Raw genomic sequence first — 18,105 nt, forward strand, 5'->3', positions numbered from 1 at the left:
GGCTTTGAAGTGCTTCAGATGTTGGCGTCGAGAAACGCGGCCAGCTGCGACTTCGACAGAGCGCCCACTTTGGTCGCTTCGACGTTGCCATTCTTGAACAGCATCAGCGTCGGGATACCACGCACGCCATGCTTGGCCGGGGTTTCCTGATTTTCGTCGATGTTCAGTTTGGCAATGGTCAGTTTGCCGGCATAGGTAGTTGCAATTTCGTCCAGTACCGGGGCAATCATCTTGCACGGGCCACACCACTCAGCCCAGTAATCAACAAGTACAGCACCATCAGCCTTGAGTACGTCGGCTTCAAAGCTGGCGTCGGTGACGTGTTTGATCAGGTCGTTGCTCATGGAAGTCTCCGAGGTCATAGGCTAAAAACGACGCTCATCATAGCGGGCCTCAAGTCATTCAGGAAGCGAAGGTTCATTGACTCTGGCTATGATGGCGCATGACGGGCGTTATCACGGGCTTTCAGCCAGAGGGCGAAACGAACACGATACCGGTGCGCAGCGCTGCGCCTCGTATGTGCTCCTGCATGGCTTTTTGCGCAGGCCCCGACGCATGGCGGGCCAGCGCGCGAAGGATCTTGCGGTGTTCTTGCCAGGTTTCCATAACCCTGGCCGCGCGTATGAACGGCATTTTCTGGCTTTCCAGAAAAATATCGGCGCCTGCGGTGACGATCCCCAGCATGGCCTGATTGCCACTGGCGACCAGAATATGCCGATGAAACTCGAAATCCAGCCTGGCCGCCGCCTCGAAATCTCCGCTGCGCAACTCCAGGCGCATGGCTTCGACGTTGTCTTCCAGCACGTCGCGCTCGTCGGCGGTCAGGGTCACGGCGGCCAGCCCCGCAGCGAAACCTTCCAGGGCATAACGCAACTGGAAGGTATCAGCAGGTGAAACCTGAGCGTCGAACGGCCAGGAAAATCCGCCCGTGCGCTGTTCTGGTTCAGAAATCGACTGCACGAACACGCCTTTACCGGGCTGAACGCTGACCACGCCCAACGCGCTGAGCGATGAAAGAGCTTCGCGCAGCGATGCACGACTGACCCCCAGCAAAACCGCCAGATCGCGCTGCGACGGCAGGCTTTCGCCAGGCTTGTACCCTTGCTCGGCAATCAACTTGCGAATGGCCCGCAGGGCTGATTCGGGTACTGCGAGTGAAGTGTTCGGCATCACTGTTCAGGCCAGTCAGTCCAGTGAAAATCCCTTTTAACGTCATCCCGTCGATTGGGCAAGCGACGCCCAGCGCTGGGGCGGCCGGGGCTTGAGGCGCGCCAAAGCAGGGCGTGCGCGCCGCCAACTGGTCAGACCAGTAAGACCGTAATCATGCTGAAAACCCCGAGTTGTGGCGCGTAACGAGTGGATGGCATGCGCTGTGCACTGGAGACTGACCAACATCTTTCGTTTCGCCCGGAGACTTCACATGACCAAGCGTTACAGCGCCCTGCTTACTGCCTTGTTTGCCAGTCTGATGTTGAGTCAGACACCCGCCCACGCCAACGGCCTGGACGACGTTGTAGCGCGCGGCACCTTGAAGGTGGCCGTTCCGCAGGATTTCCCGCCCTTTGGCTCGGTCGGCCCGGACATGAAGCCACGCGGCCTGGACATCGACACAGCGCAATTGCTGGCCGACAGGCTGAAGGTCAAGCTGGAACTGACGCCGGTCAACAGCACCAACCGCATTCCGTTTCTGACCACCGGCAAGGTTGATCTGGTGATCTCAAGCCTGGGCAAGAACCCGGACCGCGAGAAAGTCATCGATTTCTCCCGCGCGTATGCACCGTTCTACCTGGCTGTGTTCGGCCCGCCTGATTCTCCGGTCAAGGACATCGCTGACCTGAAAGGCAAGACCATCAGTGTTACCCGTGGCGCGATCGAAGACATCGAACTGTCGAAAGTTGCACCGGAAGGCGCAACCATCAAACGTTTCGAGGACAACAATTCGACAATCGCCGCCTACCTGGCCGGTCAGACCGACCTGATCGCCAGCGGTAACGTGGTGATGGTCGCAATCAGCGAGCGCAACCCGAAGCGCATTCCAGCGCTGAAGGTGAAGCTCAAGGATTCGCCTGTTTATGTCGGCTTGAACAAAGGCCAGCCGGAACTGCTGAGCAAGGTCAACGAGATCCTCAACGCCGCCAAGGCTGACGGTACGCTGGAAAAAGCGTCCGTGACCTGGCTGAAGGAACCGCTGCCCGCCGATCTCTGATCACCGCTTTCCGGTCACAGGATTCACCAATGGCTTATCACTTCGACTTTACACCGGTCCTGCAGAACATTGATGTGCTGTTGCGCGGGGCTTTGTTCACGCTGGAACTGACTGCCATTGGCACCCTGCTGGGTGTCAGCCTCGGTATTGTCGGCGCCGTCGTCAGGGCCTGGAAGATCCAGCCCTTTGCGACGATCTTCGCGATCTACGTCGAGCTGATCCGTAATACGCCGTTTCTGGTTCAGCTGTTCTTCATTTTCTTCGGTCTGCCATCGCTGGGCGTGCAGATCTCGGAATGGCAGGCGGCCGTGCTGGCGATGGTGATCAACCTGGGCGCTTACTCGACAGAAATCATTCGGGCAGGCATTCAGGCGATTCCCAAAGGGCAGCTTGAAGCCTCGGCAGCGCTGGCGATGAATCGCTATGAAGCCTTTCGCTATGTGGTGCTGGTCCCGGCGCTGGGCAAGGTCTGGCCGGCACTGAGCAGCCAGATCATCATCGTCATGCTGGGCTCGGCGGTCTGCTCGCAGATTGCCACCGAAGAACTGAGCTTCTTTGCCAACTTCATTCAGTCGCGCAACTTCCGCTCGTTTGAAACCTACATTGTGACCACGCTGATCTACCTGGCGATGGCGCTGCTGATCCGCCAACTGCTGGCCTGGATCGGGCGTCGTTACATTTCGAGGAGCAGCTGATGGATTTCACTCTCTGGGACATCCTGCGCAACCTGCTGATCGGCCTGCAATGGACCCTGGCCCTGTCGCTGGTAGCCTTTATCGGCGGCGGTTTGATCGGCTTGCTGGTGATGGTCATGCGCACGTCGGAAAAAACCGGCCCGCGCGTGGCCGCCAAGCTTTATATAGAACTGTTTCAGGGCACACCGCTGCTGATGCAGCTGTTTCTGGTGTTCTTCGGGGTTGCCCTGATGGGCATGGACATTTCGCCGTGGGCTGCTGCGGCCCTGGCACTGACGCTGTTCACCAGCGCCTACCTCGCCGAGATCTGGCGCGGCTGCGTGGAGTCGATCTCCAAGGGCCAGTGGGAAGCTTCGGCCAGCCTGGCGATGACGCCACTGGAACAGATGCGCTACGTGATCCTCCCTCAAGCGCTGCGCATCGCGGTTGCCCCGACGGTCGGCTTTTCCGTACAGGTGGTCAAAGGCACAGCGGTAACTTCGATCATCGGTTTTACCGAGCTGACCAAGACCGGCAGCATGCTGGCCAACGCCACGTTCGAACCTTTCATGGTCTATGGCTTCGTTGCCCTGGGCTATTTCATCCTCTGCTACCCCTTGTCGCTGTGCGCGCGCCATCTGGAAAGGAGACTGCATGCCTCTGCTTAGAATTTCCGCCCTGCATAAATACTATGGCGATCATCACGTCCTCAAAGGCATCGATCTTTCGGTCGAGGAAGGCCAGGTGGTGGCGATCATCGGTCGCAGCGGCTCGGGTAAAAGCACCCTGCTGCGCACGCTCAACGGGCTGGAGTCGATCAACGACGGCGTGATTGAAGTCGATGGCGAATACTTGGACGCGGCACGCGCCGATCTGCGCACCCTGCGCCAGAAGGTCGGCATGGTGTTTCAGCAGTTCAATCTGTTCCCGCACCTGAGCGTTGGCGAGAACGTGATGCTTGCGCCGCAGGTCGTGCAGAAGGTGCCAAAAGCGGAAGCCGCGAAACTGGCGAGAACGATGCTGGAGCGTGTCGGGCTGGGCGAGAAGTTCGATGCATACCCGGATCGCCTGTCTGGCGGGCAACAGCAACGTGTGGCAATAGCCCGCGCGCTGGCCATGTCGCCCAAAGTGTTGCTGTGCGACGAGATCACCTCGGCGCTGGACCCGGAGTTGGTCAACGAAGTGCTCAGCGTCGTGCGTCAATTGGCGGCGGACGGCATGACCCTGATCATGGTCACCCACGAAATGCGCTTCGCCCGTGAAGTGGGCGACAAACTGGTGTTCATGCATCAGGGCAAGGTGCATGAAGTCGGCGACCCGAAAGTACTGTTCGCCAACCCGAAAACTCCGGAACTGGCGAATTTCATCGGGACAACGGAACAGGCGTGACACGCAGCACTTTCACGACCGGACGCAGAGCGTCCAGAACGGCATGCGACGCGGAGCGTCGCACGATAGTCGAGATTATCGTTGCTCACGCGCCAGCTCAGACACCTATCGTTCCTCACGCTCCAGCGCAGGAACGCCTTGGGTGACGCTCTGCGTCACAAATTGGTGCCACGCTGCCGACTCAAGACCGGACGCAGAGCGTCCAGAACGGTATGCGACGCGGAGCGTCGCACGATGGTTACAGAACTATCACATCAATCAGATAGCCATACGCCATGCCATGATAGTAATACCGGATATTTCCCGGGCCTGAACAGCTTCGCGTTGGCGGCAGGCATGGATCGTGGCACGATGGTGCGGTTATCGAACGGGACTTCCTGAACATGCCGCACTCCAAACCCAAGAATCTTTCACTGATCGCCGCTATCGACCTGGGCTCCAACAGCTTTCATATGGTTGTGGCTAAAGCCAATCAGGGCGAAATTCGCATTCTTGAGCGCCTCGGCGAAAAGGTGCAGTTGGCAGCGGGTATCGATGAAGAGCGTCAACTGACCGAAGAATCGATGCAGCGCGGTCTTGACTGCCTGAAACGCTTTGCGCAGTTGATCAACGGCCTGCCGCCCGGCGCCGTGCGTATTGTGGGCACCAATGCCCTGCGCGAAGCGCGCAACCGCAACGACTTCATTCACCGCGCCGAAGAAATTCTCGGCCATCCGGTAGAAGTGATTTCCGGCCGCGAAGAAGCACGCCTCATTTATCTGGGCGTCTCCCACACGCTGGCCGACACACCCGGCAAGCGCCTGGTCGCCGACATTGGCGGCGGCAGCACCGAATTCATCATCGGCCAACGCTTCGAGCCGCTGCTGCGTGAAAGCCTGCAGATGGGCTGCGTGAGTTTTACTCAGCGCTACTTCCGCGACGGCAAAGTAACACCCGCTCGTTACGCTCAGGCCTACACCGCTGCGCGCCTCGAAATCATGAGCATCGAACACGCGCTGCATCGCCTCAAGTGGGATGAAGCCATCGGTTCGTCCGGCACCATTCGCGCCATCGGCCTGGCGCTGAAAGCCAACGGCTATGGCGCAGGCGAGGTCAATGCCGAAGGGCTGGCGTGGCTTAAACGCAAGCTGTTCAAGATGGGCGACGTCGAGAAAATCGACTTCGACGGCATCAAACCCGACCGCCGTGCGATTTTCCCGGCCGGTCTGGCGATTCTGGAAGCGATCTTCGATGCGCTGGAACTCAAGCGCATGGATCACTGCGAAGGTGCCCTGCGTGAAGGCGTGCTGTACGACCTGATGGGCCGTCATCACCACGAAGACGTGCGTGAGCGCACCCTCAGCTCGCTGATGGAGCGTTATCACGTCGATCTGGAACAAGCCGCACGCGTCGAAGCCAAGGCGCTGCATGCGCTGGAGCAGGTTGCCGAGAGCTGGGAGTTGCAGCACGAGAGCTACGCCGAACTGCTGAGCTGGGCCGCCAAGGTGCATGAAGTCGGGCTGGACATCGCCCACTATCATTACCACAAGCACGGCGCGTATCTGATCGAGCACTCGGACCTTGCCGGTTTTTCACGCGAAGACCAGCAAATGCTCGCGCTGCTGGTGCGCGGTCATCGCCGTAACATTCCCAAGGACAAGTTCGCCGAGTTCGGCGCTGAAGGCATCAAGCTGATTCGCCTGTGCGTACTGCTGCGCTTTGCGATTCTGTTCCACCACATTCGCGGCACCCAGGAGATGCCACGGGTGACGTTGCGTGCCGACGGCCCGAATCTGGACGCCGAGTTCCCGCAGGGCTGGCTGGAAAACAACCAGCTGACTCAGGCCGACTTTGCGCTGGAAGCGGAGTGGCTGACCCGAGTCGGCATCGTCTTCAGCGTACGCTGAGAACCGGGTTGCTCAGGCGCTCCAGCAGGGTCGCCTGGGCGCTTCGGGCATTCTGATTGCCAGTCGGCATGCTGCGCACGTAACGCCCGTCTGACTGCAGCAGCCAGCTGTGGGTGTTGTCGGTCAGGTAACTTTCCAGCTCCTTCTTCACGCGCAGAATCAACTTCTTGCCTTCCACCGGGAAGCAGGTCTCGACACGCTTGTCGAGGTTGCGCTCCATCCAGTCGGCACTCGACAGGAACATCTGCTCGTCGCCGCCGTTGAGGAAGTAGAACACCCGCGTGTGCTCCAGGAAGCGGCCGATGATCGAGCGCACATGAATGTTGTGCGAGACCCCGGCAATACCCGGACGCAGGCAGCACATGCCGCGCACCACCAGATCGATACGTACACCAGACTGGCTGGCCTTGTACAGCGCGCGGATGATCTTCGGATCGGTCAGCGAGTTGAACTTGGCGATGATGTGCGCAGGCTTGCCGTCGAGTGCGAACTGCGTTTCGCGGGCAATCATGTCGAGCATGCCCTTCTTCAGCGTGAACGGCGCATGCAGCAGTTTCTTCATGCGCAGGGTCTTGCCCATGCCGATCAACTGGCTGAACAGTTTGCCGACGTCTTCGCACAGCGCGTCGTCAGAGGTCAGCAGGCTGTAGTCGGTGTAAAGACGTGCGTTGCCGGCGTGATAGTTACCCGTCCCAAGGTGCGCGTAACGCACGATCTCGCCCGCCTCGCGACGCAGGATCAGCATCATCTTGGCGTGGGTCTTGAAGCCGACCACACCGTAGATCACCACCGCGCCCGCGGCTTGCAGGCGGCTGGCCAGTTGCAGGTTGGACTCTTCGTCAAATCGGGCACGCAACTCGATCACCGCAGTGACTTCCTTGCCGTTACGGGCGGCATCAACCAGCGCGTCGACGATTTCCGAGTTCGCGCCACTGCGGTACAGCGTCTGGCGCACCGCCAGCACGTGCGGGTCCTTGGCAGCCTGACGCAACAGATCGACCACCGGTGTGAACGACTCGAAAGGATGCAGCAACAGGATGTCCTGCTTGCTGACCACGCTGAAAACGTTTTCGCTGTTCTGCAGCAGCTTGGGGATGGCTGGCGTGAACGGCGGGTATTGCAATTCGGGGTGGCTGTCCAGGCCGGTGATGCTGAACAGGCGCGTCAGGTTGACCGGGCCGTTGACCTGATACAGCTCGGACTCGTGCAGGTTGAACTGCTTGAGCAGGTAGTCCGACAGGTGTTTAGGGCAGGTATCGGCCACTTCCAGACGTACCGCATCGCCGTAACGACGCGAGAACAGTTCGCCACGCAGCGCACGCGCCAGATCTTCCACGTCTTCCGAGTCCAGCGCCAGATCGGCGTTTCGGGTCAGGCGGAACTGGTAGCAGCCCTTGACCTTCATGCCCTGGAACAGATCGTCAGCGTGGGCGTGGATCATCGACGACAGGAACACGAAGTTGTCGCCCGGGCCACACACCTCTTCCGGCACCTTGATGACACGCGGCAGCAGACGCGGGGCCGGAATGATCGCAAGGCCCGAATCGCGACCGAAGGCATCGATACCTTCCAGCTCGACGATGAAGTTCAGGCTCTTGTTGACCAGCAGCGGGAACGGGTGCGTCGGGTCCAGACCGATCGGGGTGATGATCGGCGCGATCTCGTCACGGAAATAGCGACGTACCCAGGCCTTGAGCTTGGCCGTCCAGTGACGGCGGCGGATGAAGCGGACCTGATGCTTTTCAAGCTCCGGCAGCAGAATGTCGTTGAGGATCGCGTATTGCCGATCGACATGACCATGCACCAGCTCGCTGATCCTGGCCAGTGCCTGATGCGGCTGCAAACCGTCGGCCCCTGCCTGCTCGCGGGCAAACGTGATCTGCTTCTTGAGGCCTGCAACACGAATCTCGAAGAACTCATCGAGGTTGCTGGAAAAGATCAGCAGAAACTTCAGCCGCTCCAGCAACGGGTAGGACTCATCGAGCGCCTGTTCCAGTACCCGGATGTTGAACTGCAATTGCGACAGTTCGCGGTGGATATACAGGCTGCTGTCGTCCAGGTTCGGAGCGACGATGGCGGGCAACGAAGCGGCAGGCGCCTCGATGGCCGGGATTACTTCGATATCAGGCTCGACCACCGGTGCAGCCTCCTGGACATCGACTTCAACAGCGGCTTCGATGAGTGCTTCGGTATTCATGAATGTTCCTGTGAGGCTATTGCCCCTTCAACAGTTGAGCAGCCCGGACGGCGAAGTAGGTAAGAATGCCGTCGGCACCGGCGCGTTTGAAGGCAGTGAGGGATTCGAGAATCACCCCTTCACTCAGCCAACCATTCTGGATTGCTGCCATGTGCATCGCGTATTCACCGCTGACCTGATAGACAAAGGTCGGCACCTTGAACTCGTCCTTGACCCTGTGCAGGATGTCCAGATAAGGCATGCCTGGCTTGACCATCACCATGTCGGCGCCTTCGGCAAGGTCGGCCGCCACTTCGTGCAGCGCCTCGTTGCTGTTGGCCGGGTCCATCTGATAGGAAGCCTTGTTGGCCTTGCCCAGGTTCAATGAAGAACCCACTGCATCGCGGAACGGGCCGTAATAGGCGCTGGCGTACTTGGCCGAGTAGGCCATGATCCGCACGTTGACATGCCCGGCCAGCTCCAGAGACTCGCGGATGGCCTGAATGCGGCCATCCATCATGTCCGACGGCGCGATCACCTGAGCGCCCGCATCGGCATGCGACAACGCCTGTTTTACCAGCGCGTCGACAGTAATGTCGTTCTGTACGTAGCCTTCTTCGTCGAGAATGCCGTCCTGACCGTGCGTGGTGAACGGGTCCAGCGCCACGTCAGTAATGACGCCCAGCTCCGGGAAGCGGTCACGCAGGGCGCGGGTGGCGCGCTGAGCGATGCCGTCCGGATTCCAGGCTTCGGCGCCGTCCAGGGATTTTTTCTCCGGCGGTGTCACCGGGAACAGCGCCAGCGCAGGAATACCCAGTGCGACCCAGTGCTCGGCTTCCTCAAGCAGCAGGTCAACGCTCAGGCGCTCGACGCCTGGCATGGAAGCAATCGATTCACGACGGTTTTCGCCATCGAGGACAAATACGGGAAGAATCAGATCATCAACGGTAACGACGTTCTCACGCATCAGACGACGGGAAAAGTCGTCGCGGCGATTACGGCGCAGACGAGTGAGAGGAAACAGGCGGTTGGCGGGGGTAAAGCTCACGGCGAGACTCCTGAGCCCGCTTACGCGGGCAAGCGCGACAGTTATAAGCCGCCATTATGACCAATGTGTGACAGTCATGGTTCGACCTGCGACTGCACGTCGCGGTCACGACATTGAAGTGGATGCAACCATTGTGGTTGTAAGAATCTTTAACGTCGAGACACATATCGACACTTTCATGATTGCGTTGGGCGCGTTAGGCTGCGCGTTCATTTCGCCAGCATCCAGACAATGCTCCAGAATTTCTTGAACGAATTCGGCTACTTTGCCCTTTTCCTCGGCACCTTCTTTGAAGGCGAGACCATTCTGGTTCTTGCCGGATTTCTGGCGTTCCGCGGATACATGGACCTCAATATCGTCATCCTCGTCGCGTTCTGTGGCAGTTATGCGGGTGACCAGTTGTGGTATTTCATGGGTCGCAAACACGGCCGCAAGCTCCTGGCGCGCAAGCCTCGCTGGCAACTCATGGGCGACAAGGCACTCAGGCTGGTGCGCAAACACCCCGACATCTGGGTGCTGAGCTTCCGCTTCGTGTACGGCCTGCGCACTGTCATGCCCGTGGCCATCGGCCTGTCCGGCTACCCACCCGCACGCTATCTGGTGCTGAACGGTATCGGCGCGGCGGTCTGGGCGGCGGCGCTGGGCTCGGCCGCTTACCACTTTGGCGCGATTCTCGAAGGCTTGCTGGGCAACGTGAAGAAATACGAGCTCTGGGTACTGGGCGCGCTGATACTGCTTGGCCTTTGCCTGTGGATCCGCAGACGCTTCAAGAACGCTCGCATTGCTCGTGAAGCGCGCGCAGAAAAGGACCGTTTCTGTGCATCGGCAGCCGCTTCCGACCTGGATATGCCCGCAGCAGTACCCGTCGATCTGACCAAAAAAACCGACGAGTAAAACGCTACTGCCTACCCCGGGTGCAGGCCGACAGGCCTCGCCCGGCGACAGCGCCCAGCCGCTGTCTGACCTCGCTGACGCCTTGTGCACCTGCTCACCTGAATGTACCAATGAAGTGCCGACTGAACACTCGGCCAGTAAAACGATCAATGCATAAACCAATCAAGACACGTTTCAGGCAGCTCACGCACCAAGGAGCCGAATCGATGCAAAAAAAAGTGGCTGTGATTCTCTCAGGATGCGGCGTCTACGATGGCGCTGAAATTCATGAAAGCGTATTGACCCTGCTACGCCTGGATCAACGTGGCGCGCAGGTCCAGTGCTTCGCGCCGGACATCGCTCAACACCATGTGATCAATCACCTGACGGGCGAAGAAATGCCCGAATCGCGCAATGTACTGATCGAATCGGCACGCATTGCCCGCGGCGAAGTGAAAGACATTCGCGATGCCAACGCCGGCGATTTCGACGCACTGATCATCCCCGGCGGCTTCGGCTCGGCCAAAAACCTCTCGGACCTCGCCCTGCAAGGTCACGCCTGCCAGGTGGAAGCCGGGCTGCTGGAGCTGGCCGAGGCGTTCGCCGAAGCCGGCAAACCGGTCGGGCTGATCTGCATCACTCCGGCACTGGCCGCCAAGATCTATGGCCCCGGCGTCATTTGCACCATCGGCAACGACCCTGAAACAGCAGCTGCCATTACCAAAATGGGCGGCAGCCATGCGCAATGCGCTGTCGATGACATCGTCGAAGACCCCGCACGGAAACTGGTCAGCACGCCCGCCTACATGGTCGCCAAAAGCATTGGCGAGGCCGCATCAGGCATCAACAAGCTGGTTGACCGGGTATTGGAACTGACTCACGAAGGCGATGCCTGAAAGGACCGCACGCACGCCGCTCGTCAGCCGAGCGGTGTTTCAATGGTCTGTTGGGCGACACACCAAGGCACATGCTTTACTGTACGGATAAACAGTATCCGAGTAATGCCCGATGTCCAGCCCTGCCCCGGTTCGTGGTCGCGGTACCGCCAGCAATCCGCATAATCGTTTCGCGCCCAGCCAGTCTGTGGCCGAAGACGACGGCTGGTATCAGGAAGTCCCGCTGACGCAGGGCACCACCGTCACGCTGGAAACCGCCAAAAGCATCATCACCCGCAACACCTCGCCGGACATTCCGTTCGACCGGTCGATCAATCCTTATCGGGGCTGTGAACATGGCTGCATCTATTGCTTCGCCAGACCCAGCCACGCCTATTGGGACATGTCTCCAGGGCTCGATTTCGAGACCAGACTGATCGCCAAAACCAACGCGGCGACATTGCTGGAGCAACAGCTCTCCAAGCCAGGCTACCGCTGCGCGCCTATCACCCTGGGAGCCAATACCGACCCGTATCAGCCTATCGAACGTGAACACCGCATCACTCGCGCTACGCTTGAGGTATTGCTGCGCTATCGTCATCCGGTGAGCATCATTACCAAAGGCTCACTGATCCTGCGGGATCTGGATCTGTTGGCAGAAATGGCCAGATTGCGCCTGGTATCGGTATTCATCAGCCTGACGACGCTGGATGACGAACTCAAATGCATTCTCGAGCCCAGGGCCGCAGCGCCCAAGGCCCGTTTGCGGGCCATTCGGGTATTGCGTCAGGCGGGCGTGCCGGTCGGTGTGCTGTGCGCGCCAATGATCCCGATGATCAACGACCACGAACTGGAAGCGCTATTGAGCGAGGCAAAGGACGCGGGTGCATTGAGCGCCAGTTACGTGATGCTGCGCTTGCCGCTGGAAGTCGCACCGCTGTTCGACGAATGGTTGAAAACGCATTACCCGCAGCGCGCCGAACATGTGATGAGCCTTGTTCGCCAAAGTCGCGGCGGCGCACTGTACGACAGTCGTTTTGGCTCGAGGATGCGTGGCGAAGGACCTTTTGCCGATCTGCTGGCGCAACGCTATGCCTTGGCAATCAAGCGGCTTGGATTGAACAAACGTGATGGCTTCACACTCGATTGTGATGCGTTTTGTCCGCCCGGACAACAAATGTCACTCTTGTAACGAACTTGGTACTATCGTGCAAACCCGCGTCCCAGAGCCATCGCATTCAGTTTCGCTTAAGCTTGGGCGATTAGTCTGTAACTCTGAGTGACAGCAGCGCTAGCGCTCAAGGGATTTTTTCGTGATGCCCGTTACAGGTGATCACATCCGGCTCTGGTCAAACAGGCATGAAGAATCGACATCAATCCGTCAGAGAGGATGAAGACATGAGAGACACTGATAAACAGCATTCGGCTACGTCGTCCAGCACATCCAGCCACGCGGACAGCGCCGACGTAGCGTTGAAACATATCGTCGATGGCTTTGTTCATTTTCGTAAAGAAGTCTTCCCTCAGCAGGAAGAGCTGTTCAAGAAGCTGGCGACCGCGCAGTCGCCACGGGCCATGTTCATTACCTGCGCTGACTCGCGCATCGTGCCCGAATTGATCACTCAAAGCTCGCCAGGCGACCTTTTTGTGACGCGTAACGTCGGTAACGTTGTACCACCGTATGGCCAGATGAACGGCGGCGTGTCCACAGCACTGGAATATGCAGTGGTCGCCCTGGGCGTGCAGCACATCATTGTTTGCGGGCACTCCGACTGCGGCGCAATGCGTGCCGTGCTCAACCCTTCAAGCCTGGACAAGATGCCGACGGTAAAAGCCTGGCTGCGTCATGCCGAAGTGGCCCGCACAGTGGTCGAGCAAAACTGCAATTGCAGCGGCGAGCTTGAAACCATGCAGGTCCTGACTCAAGAAAACGTGATTTCCCAATTGCATCACCTGCGCACCCACCCATCGGTCGCAGCGAAGATGGCCAGCGGTCAGTTGTTCATCCACGGCTGGGTCTACAGCATCGAAACCAGCGAAATTCTGGCCTACGACGCAGAGCGTGACACCTTCGTGCCGCTCGATGGCACCGGCCCGACGCCGATGGCTTCCCCGAAAGCACGCTTTTCAGCTGACTGATATCAGTCACTACTGACGGCAAGCTTCTTGTTTTAGCGGGTGGCGGCTACGCATGATGCGAGCCGCCCGCCTTGCTTCGTCTGAAAAATCCCGGAGAAGCGCCATGGGTATTAGAGAATTGAAATCTGCTTTACCGCGTGAGCTGCTGGCTTCCGTGGTCGTGTTCCTGGTTGCACTGCCGCTGTGCATGGGGATCGCGATTGCATCCGGCATGCCTCCGGCCAAAGGCCTGATCACCGGCATCGTTGGTGGCCTGGTGGTCGGCTGGATAGCCGGTTCGCCACTGCAGGTCAGTGGTCCGGCTGCGGGTCTGGCGGTATTGGTCTTCGAAGTGGTGCGCGAGCATGGCATGGCGATGCTCGGGCCGATCCTGCTGCTGGCAGGCTTGCTTCAGTTGCTGGCGGGTCGATTCAAGCTTGGCTGCTGGTTCCGGGTCACCGCACCTGCGGTGGTTTACGGCATGCTCGCCGGCATCGGCGTGCTGATCGTCCTGTCACAGGCGCACGTCATGTTCGACAGCGGGCCTAAACCTTCCGGGCTGGATAACCTGATCGGCTTCCCCGCCACATTGGTTCAGGCCATCGGGCCAGGCACCGGCATGCAAGCCGGTATGCTCGGTCTGGGCACCATGCTGATCATGTGGGGCTGGGAGAAACTCCGCCCACAATCCTTGCGCTTCGTGCCCGGCGCGCTGCTGGGTGTTGGTATTGCAACCGGTATCAGCCTGTTCATGGCCTTGCAGGTCAAGCGCGTTGAAGTGCCCGATAACCTGGCCGACGCCATCGACTGGCTGCGCCCTGCGGACCTGATGAACCTGGCTGACCCGGCGATTCTGGTTGCCGCCATTGTCGTCGCCTTCATTGCCAGTGCCGAAACGCTGCTTTCTGCATCGGCGGTGGACCGCATGCACAGTGGCGAACGTTCGGACTTCGACAAGGAACTGAGCGCTCAAGGCGTGGGTAATATGCTCTGCGGACTGCTGGGTGCGTTGCCGATGACTGGCGTAATCGTGCGCAGCTCGGCCAACGTGCAGGCCGGTGCCAAGACTCGTTACTCGACCATACTCCACGGTACGTGGCTGCTGGCGTTCGTCTTGCTGCTGTCGAGCGTATTGCAAAGCATACCGGTCGCAAGCCTTGCAGGCGTATTGGTCTACACCGGTCTGAAACTGGTCGATCTGAAAGCGTTTCGCGGTCTGGGCCGCTATGGCCGGATGCCGATGTTCACCTATGCGGCAACCGCCGTCGCGATCGTCTTTACCGACCTGTTGACAGGTGTGCTGATCGGTTTCGGCCTGACGCTGGTCAAACTGGCCTTCAAGGCATCGCGTCTGAAGATCAATGTGGTACCGCTGGCGGGCGAAAAAGAGTGTGAGCTGCGTCTGGTGGGCGCTGCGACCTTCCTCAAGGTGCCGGCGCTGACTCAGGCATTGGCCACTATCCCGCAAGGCAGCACCGTGCATGTGCCACTGGGCAACCTGTCTTACATTGATCACTCGTGCCTGGAACTGCTGGAAGAGTGGGGCCGCTCCAACGCCGCTAACGGAACCCGGCTGCTCATCGAGCCGCGTGGCTTGAAGCGTCGTCTTGAAGGGCGGGTCTACACGACCACAGGGATTGGTTCGGGCGCAACCTGATCGTCGCAACACAGAGTAATTGAAGGAGCCGGATGGGTCTTCGCGTAGCAGCGGAGCGATATCCGGCTCCTTCCGTTGCGGGCGAAGACAATGATGCGGGCGTCTGAATCAGACGATGGAGCGTTCCAGCTCCAGGCCGATGCCCAATTGACGTGACAGGCTTGGCCAGCGCTTCCAGGCTGCACCGGTTTCAGGGCTGCTCAGTTTCTCGCGATAGGCTTCGACAGAGTCCAGCGCAAAGCTTTCATCGTCGAGAAGCTGATCGACCGCATGATGCACCGCTTCGTCCAGCGCGTTGGCAAATTGCTCGCCGATCAACTGGTGGGCGATCACGCTGGCAACCGTGGTATTGGACGGTATCAGCGGCTGGCCGAAATGCTTGATGTACAGATCATTCACTTCCTCCACCAGCCGGTGCGCCAGGTAAGCCTCATCCAGCAGGCTTTCCAGCCCCTCGTGCCCGGCCATGACCGGTGGCGGCGCGGCAAAAAAGTGCTCGGCAATTTTCAGCACCGGTTTTATCTGCCCTTCGATCCCGGCTTCCACCGCAACCTCGTGAGCAACGTCCAGCAGGTCGGGCACCAGATCAATGTAAGCGGTTACGAAACGAGTCAGCACTTCTCTCGCATCGACATCCGGCAAGTGGATGGCGGGGTGAAGATGGGGCAGCTTTTGTTCCAACTGTTGCAACAGGTGGCCGGTCCGGGCCTCATGTTGATGGGCTCGTTGTATCTGCTCGCGCAATGCGGCGGTGTTCATGGCAGTTGGAACTCCTGAGGGCGTTACGCCCTGTACTGCAGTTAGGGAAGATCATACGTTAGCTCGGTTAACTAAATGCCTAAGACATTTTTGTCATAACCGATTCACATTTATATGTATTGGCTATATCAAAGGGGGTTTTGCCGGTTTTTTGATCATTTGGTCAAAAAACAATCATTGCCCGCACACACTGGGGTGCGTGAAGATCGACGCGCCGAGCACCTTGTTTTTGTGATAAGCCGACTACTCTGAAGGTGATCACCCTCTTCCCGACACATTGCCCGACGCAAAAGTGAGCCATTCATGACTCAGCCCATCGCCTCTGAACGGCTCGTTTTCCGCCTGCTCATGCTGGTGGCGATCATGTTTGCGTGTGGATTTGCGCTGACACCGATTTATCACTCGCTGCGTGACGTTACGGACGAACAGCAGGTCGATACCGCGCGGCAGATCGAGGTGCAGTTTACGTCGTCCAATTCTGCCGGCATGGTCTGGGCGTTCTATCCCCGCGCAGGCCGCATGTATGTCCATCCGGGCGCGGTCAACGAAATGATTTTCGTGGCCCAAAACCCTACAGAAAGACCGATGAAGGCCCAGGCTGTGCCGGGTATTACCCCGGGAAAGGCGGCGCCCTGGTTTCACAAGACCGAATGCTTTTGCTTCACTCAGCAGACGTTACAGCCGGGCGAGCGCATCGAAATGCCGGTGCGCTTCATCGTGGATCAGGATTTACCTGACGATGTGAAGCATCTGACCCTGGCGTATACGCTGTTTGACGTCACCGCGCCCTAGGCTCGGTGCGCGATATAGGCGATCATCCCCGGCTGAATACCGATCATTACCTGCGTTGATGCCATGACCCGCACCCAGAAAACCGTTTTTATCGTCGCCGCCATTGTGGCCCTCGTTCTTGGCCTGGTCCTCAGCCGCCTGCTGCCTGGTAGCGGGCCGAGCAATCAGACTGCGCTTAATGAGGCAGGTATTGTCCTGCTGCCGAAAAGCCGTCAGTTGCCAGCGCTGAGCATGATCGACCAGAACGGTGCGGCAGTGGCCCTTGATGGCCTGAAAGACCAGTGGACGCTGATGTTCTTCGGCTACACGTTTTGCCCAGACATCTGCCCGACGACGCTGGCGCAGATAAAGCAGATTCGCAGTGAATTACCCACAGCAGCGGTCGAGCGAATGCGCGTGGTGCTGGTCAGCGTTGACCCCAACCGCGATACCCCGCAGCAACTCAAGGAATACCTGAGCTATTTCGACCCCCAGTACATCGGCCTGACCGCGCCGGTGGCCGACATCCAGAAACTGGCCAACAGCGTGAGCATCCCGTTCATACCCGCCGATACCAGCAAGCCGAATTACTTTGTCGACCACAGCGGCAACCTGGCCCTGATCGGCCCGGACGGCACCCAACGAGGCTTCATCCGCGCCCCGCTGAATAACCAGAAACTGGTGAAGCAATTACCAAGGTTGCTGGAAAGGGATTAAATGGGGCATTGCAACGGGCGGCATCGGGCTCTGGTTCCGCACAGCGGTGGGCTGCGAAGCGGCCCCAAAACGGGCCACCTCGGTTGTGTCTGGCACTCCGAGGCGGCCGGCTTTGCGTGTATGACGCAGCGCAGTCAGATCAAAACGCCGGAACCACAGCGCCTTTGTATTTCTCGGCCAGGAAGGTTTTCACTTCTGGGCTTTGCAAGGCTGCGACCAGTTTCTTGATGGCGTCCGAGTCCTTGTTGTCCGGGCGGGTAACGAGGATGTTCGCGTAAGGCGAATCGGCACCTTCGATGATCAACGCATCCTTGGTCGGATCGAGCTTGGCGCTCAGCGCGTAGTTGGTGTTGATCAGCGCCAGATCGACCTGGGTCAGCACGCGTGGCAGCGTGGCAGCTTCCAGCTCGCGAAATTTCAGGTCTTTCGGGTTGTTCACGACATCCGACGGCTTGGACAGGATGTTGCTTGGGTCTTTCAGCGTGATCAGACCCGCCTTGGCCAGCAACAGCAAGGCACGGCCTTCGTTGGTGGCGTCGTTGGGCAGCGCGACGTTGGCACCGGCAGGCAGCTCGTCCAGCTTCTTGAACTTGTCCGAGTACGCGCCGAAGGGTTCCACGTGAACCTTGGCCACTGCGACCAGATCAGTACCTTTGCCCTTGTTGTACTCATCCAGATACGGCTGATGCTGGAAGAAGTTCGCGTCCAGACGCTTCTGCGACACCTGTGCGTTGGGCTGGATGTAATCGTTGAATACCTTGATCTCCAGGTCCACACCCTCTTTGGCGAGGGTTGGTTTTACGAACTCGAGGATCTCGGCGTGCGGCACGGCAGAGGCCGCGACGGTCAGTGTTTCGTTGGCCTGCGCGGACAAGGCGGTAACAGCGGCAAATATGGCCAATAACTTCTTCATGCAACAACTCCTTTGAGGCCCGCAAAAGGCGGGCCGATGCCAA

The 18,105-nt window shown here is 59.0% G+C and carries 18 protein-coding genes; 12 read left to right on the forward strand and 6 right to left on the reverse strand.

Annotated elements, in window-relative coordinates; genetic code table 11:
* Nucleotides 1-14 precede the first annotated feature (14 nt).
* Together trxA and PSPTO_RS27090 are read right to left on the reverse strand one after the other, a co-directional pair.
* Nucleotides 15-344 (reverse strand): thioredoxin TrxA, encoded by a 330-nt coding sequence (trxA, locus tag PSPTO_RS27085; RefSeq protein ID WP_003380053.1) that lies wholly within the window; start codon nt 342-344, stop codon nt 15-17.
* 121 nt (nt 345-465) lie between these two features.
* The gene (locus PSPTO_RS27090; RefSeq protein ID WP_007247319.1) at nt 466-1,170 is read right to left on the reverse strand and encodes a FadR/GntR family transcriptional regulator; all 705 of its coding nucleotides are present in this window, start codon (nt 1,168-1,170) and stop codon (nt 466-468) included.
* 250 nt (nt 1,171-1,420) lie between these two features.
* On the opposite strand from PSPTO_RS27090, the gene PSPTO_RS27095 reads away from it, so the two are divergent.
* From PSPTO_RS27095 to ppx, 5 genes are all read left to right on the forward strand, one after another.
* A complete protein-coding gene (locus PSPTO_RS27095) occupies nt 1,421-2,206 on the forward strand; it encodes a transporter substrate-binding domain-containing protein (protein ID WP_005768426.1) in 786 nt (261 codons plus the stop codon).
* Nucleotides 2,207-2,235: 29 nt separating this feature from the next.
* Entirely contained in the window at nt 2,236-2,901 is a 666-nt protein-coding gene (locus PSPTO_RS27100) for an amino acid ABC transporter permease (protein ID WP_003380046.1), read from the forward strand.
* Complete coding sequence (locus tag PSPTO_RS27105; RefSeq protein WP_046464032.1) at nt 2,898-3,548, forward strand: amino acid ABC transporter permease; 651 nt, start codon at nt 2,898-2,900, stop codon at nt 3,546-3,548. Before PSPTO_RS27100 ends, PSPTO_RS27105 begins: the two co-directional genes overlap by 4 nt.
* Nucleotides 3,535-4,269: an amino acid ABC transporter ATP-binding protein gene (locus tag PSPTO_RS27110; RefSeq protein WP_005768429.1), complete on the forward strand. Its 735-nt coding sequence runs from the start codon at nt 3,535-3,537 to the stop codon at nt 4,267-4,269. The genes PSPTO_RS27105 and PSPTO_RS27110 overlap by 14 nt, the downstream gene beginning before the upstream one ends.
* 383 nt (nt 4,270-4,652) lie before the next feature.
* The gene (gene ppx, locus PSPTO_RS27120; protein ID WP_005621407.1) at nt 4,653-6,155 is read left to right on the forward strand and encodes an exopolyphosphatase; all 1,503 of its coding nucleotides are present in this window, start codon (nt 4,653-4,655) and stop codon (nt 6,153-6,155) included.
* On the opposite strand, the gene ppk1 is transcribed toward ppx, so the two are convergent.
* On the reverse strand, nt 6,142-8,352 hold the full coding sequence (gene ppk1, locus PSPTO_RS27125) for a polyphosphate kinase 1 (protein WP_005768431.1): 2,211 nt from the start codon (nt 8,350-8,352) through the stop codon (nt 6,142-6,144). The two genes, ppx and ppk1, sit on opposite strands and share 14 nt — an antisense overlap.
* A 16-nt stretch (nt 8,353-8,368) precedes the next feature.
* On the reverse strand, nt 8,369-9,379 hold the full coding sequence (gene hemB / locus PSPTO_RS27130; protein WP_011105390.1) for a porphobilinogen synthase: 1,011 nt from the start codon (nt 9,377-9,379) through the stop codon (nt 8,369-8,371).
* 231 nt (nt 9,380-9,610) lie between these two features.
* Between hemB and PSPTO_RS27135 the strand changes: the two genes are divergently transcribed.
* The 5 genes from PSPTO_RS27135 (at nt 9,611) to PSPTO_RS27155 (ending at nt 14,902) form a co-directional block, all read left to right on the forward strand.
* Entirely contained in the window at nt 9,611-10,273 is a 663-nt protein-coding gene (locus tag PSPTO_RS27135) for a DedA family protein (protein WP_005768434.1), read from the forward strand.
* 206 nt (nt 10,274-10,479) lie between these two features.
* Entirely contained in the window at nt 10,480-11,148 is a 669-nt protein-coding gene (gene elbB, locus PSPTO_RS27140) for an isoprenoid biosynthesis glyoxalase ElbB (RefSeq protein ID WP_005768435.1), read from the forward strand.
* A 112-nt stretch (nt 11,149-11,260) separates the two neighbouring features.
* The gene (locus PSPTO_RS27145; protein WP_005768437.1) at nt 11,261-12,319 is read left to right on the forward strand and encodes a PA0069 family radical SAM protein; all 1,059 of its coding nucleotides are present in this window, start codon (nt 11,261-11,263) and stop codon (nt 12,317-12,319) included.
* A 206-nt stretch (nt 12,320-12,525) separates the two neighbouring features.
* Nucleotides 12,526-13,266, forward strand: coding sequence for a carbonic anhydrase (locus PSPTO_RS27150; protein WP_003380033.1), 741 nt, complete (start codon nt 12,526-12,528; stop codon nt 13,264-13,266).
* A gap of 103 nt (nt 13,267-13,369) precedes the next feature.
* On the forward strand, nt 13,370-14,902 hold the full coding sequence (locus PSPTO_RS27155) for a SulP family inorganic anion transporter (protein WP_011105392.1): 1,533 nt from the start codon (nt 13,370-13,372) through the stop codon (nt 14,900-14,902).
* 108 nt (nt 14,903-15,010) lie between these two features.
* Here the strand turns inward: PSPTO_RS27155 and PSPTO_RS27160 are convergent, their stop codons facing one another.
* Complete coding sequence (locus PSPTO_RS27160) at nt 15,011-15,661, reverse strand: hypothetical protein (RefSeq protein WP_011105393.1); 651 nt, start codon at nt 15,659-15,661, stop codon at nt 15,011-15,013.
* A gap of 303 nt (nt 15,662-15,964) precedes the next feature.
* On the opposite strand from PSPTO_RS27160, the gene PSPTO_RS27165 reads away from it, so the two are divergent.
* Together PSPTO_RS27165 and PSPTO_RS27170 are read left to right on the forward strand one after the other, a co-directional pair.
* Nucleotides 15,965-16,453 carry a cytochrome c oxidase assembly protein gene (locus PSPTO_RS27165; protein WP_007247044.1) on the forward strand — a complete coding sequence of 163 codons (489 nt, stop codon included), beginning with the start codon at nt 15,965-15,967 and terminating at the stop codon, nt 16,451-16,453.
* Between the two features lie 63 nt (nt 16,454-16,516).
* Complete coding sequence (locus PSPTO_RS27170; RefSeq protein WP_011105394.1) at nt 16,517-17,149, forward strand: SCO family protein; 633 nt, start codon at nt 16,517-16,519, stop codon at nt 17,147-17,149.
* A 139-nt stretch (nt 17,150-17,288) separates the two neighbouring features.
* On the opposite strand, the gene PSPTO_RS27175 is transcribed toward PSPTO_RS27170, so the two are convergent.
* On the reverse strand, nt 17,289-18,062 hold the full coding sequence (locus PSPTO_RS27175) for a MetQ/NlpA family ABC transporter substrate-binding protein (RefSeq protein WP_005768450.1): 774 nt from the start codon (nt 18,060-18,062) through the stop codon (nt 17,289-17,291).
* Nucleotides 18,063-18,105: the final 43 nt, after the last annotated feature.

Origin of the sequence: Pseudomonas syringae pv. tomato str. DC3000, assembly GCF_000007805.1 — a bacterium.
GTDB lineage: Bacteria > Pseudomonadota > Gammaproteobacteria > Pseudomonadales > Pseudomonadaceae > Aquipseudomonas > Aquipseudomonas avellanae.

What these genes read in the sequence shown, in the direction of transcription:
- trxA (WP_003380053.1), bottom strand. Translation starts at nt 344, where the DNA reads ATGAGCAACGACCTGATCAAACACGTCACCGACGCCAGCTTTGAAGCC.
- PSPTO_RS27090 (WP_007247319.1), bottom strand. Translation starts at nt 1,170, where the DNA reads ATGCCGAACACTTCACTCGCAGTACCCGAATCAGCCCTGCGGGCCATT.
- PSPTO_RS27095 (WP_005768426.1), top strand. Translation starts at nt 1,421, where the DNA reads ATGACCAAGCGTTACAGCGCCCTGCTTACTGCCTTGTTTGCCAGTCTG.
- PSPTO_RS27100 (WP_003380046.1), top strand. Translation starts at nt 2,236, where the DNA reads ATGGCTTATCACTTCGACTTTACACCGGTCCTGCAGAACATTGATGTG.
- PSPTO_RS27110 (WP_005768429.1), top strand. Translation starts at nt 3,535, where the DNA reads ATGCCTCTGCTTAGAATTTCCGCCCTGCATAAATACTATGGCGATCAT.
- ppx (WP_005621407.1), top strand. Translation starts at nt 4,653, where the DNA reads ATGCCGCACTCCAAACCCAAGAATCTTTCACTGATCGCCGCTATCGAC.
- ppk1 (WP_005768431.1), bottom strand. Translation starts at nt 8,352, where the DNA reads ATGAATACCGAAGCACTCATCGAAGCCGCTGTTGAAGTCGATGTCCAG.
- PSPTO_RS27135 (WP_005768434.1), top strand. Translation starts at nt 9,611, where the DNA reads ATGCTCCAGAATTTCTTGAACGAATTCGGCTACTTTGCCCTTTTCCTC.
- elbB (WP_005768435.1), top strand. Translation starts at nt 10,480, where the DNA reads ATGCAAAAAAAAGTGGCTGTGATTCTCTCAGGATGCGGCGTCTACGAT.
- PSPTO_RS27145 (WP_005768437.1), top strand. Translation starts at nt 11,261, where the DNA reads ATGTCCAGCCCTGCCCCGGTTCGTGGTCGCGGTACCGCCAGCAATCCG.
- PSPTO_RS27150 (WP_003380033.1), top strand. Translation starts at nt 12,526, where the DNA reads ATGAGAGACACTGATAAACAGCATTCGGCTACGTCGTCCAGCACATCC.
- PSPTO_RS27155 (WP_011105392.1), top strand. Translation starts at nt 13,370, where the DNA reads ATGGGTATTAGAGAATTGAAATCTGCTTTACCGCGTGAGCTGCTGGCT.
- PSPTO_RS27160 (WP_011105393.1), bottom strand. Translation starts at nt 15,661, where the DNA reads ATGAACACCGCCGCATTGCGCGAGCAGATACAACGAGCCCATCAACAT.
- PSPTO_RS27165 (WP_007247044.1), top strand. Translation starts at nt 15,965, where the DNA reads ATGACTCAGCCCATCGCCTCTGAACGGCTCGTTTTCCGCCTGCTCATG.
- PSPTO_RS27170 (WP_011105394.1), top strand. Translation starts at nt 16,517, where the DNA reads ATGACCCGCACCCAGAAAACCGTTTTTATCGTCGCCGCCATTGTGGCC.
- PSPTO_RS27175 (WP_005768450.1), bottom strand. Translation starts at nt 18,062, where the DNA reads ATGAAGAAGTTATTGGCCATATTTGCCGCTGTTACCGCCTTGTCCGCG.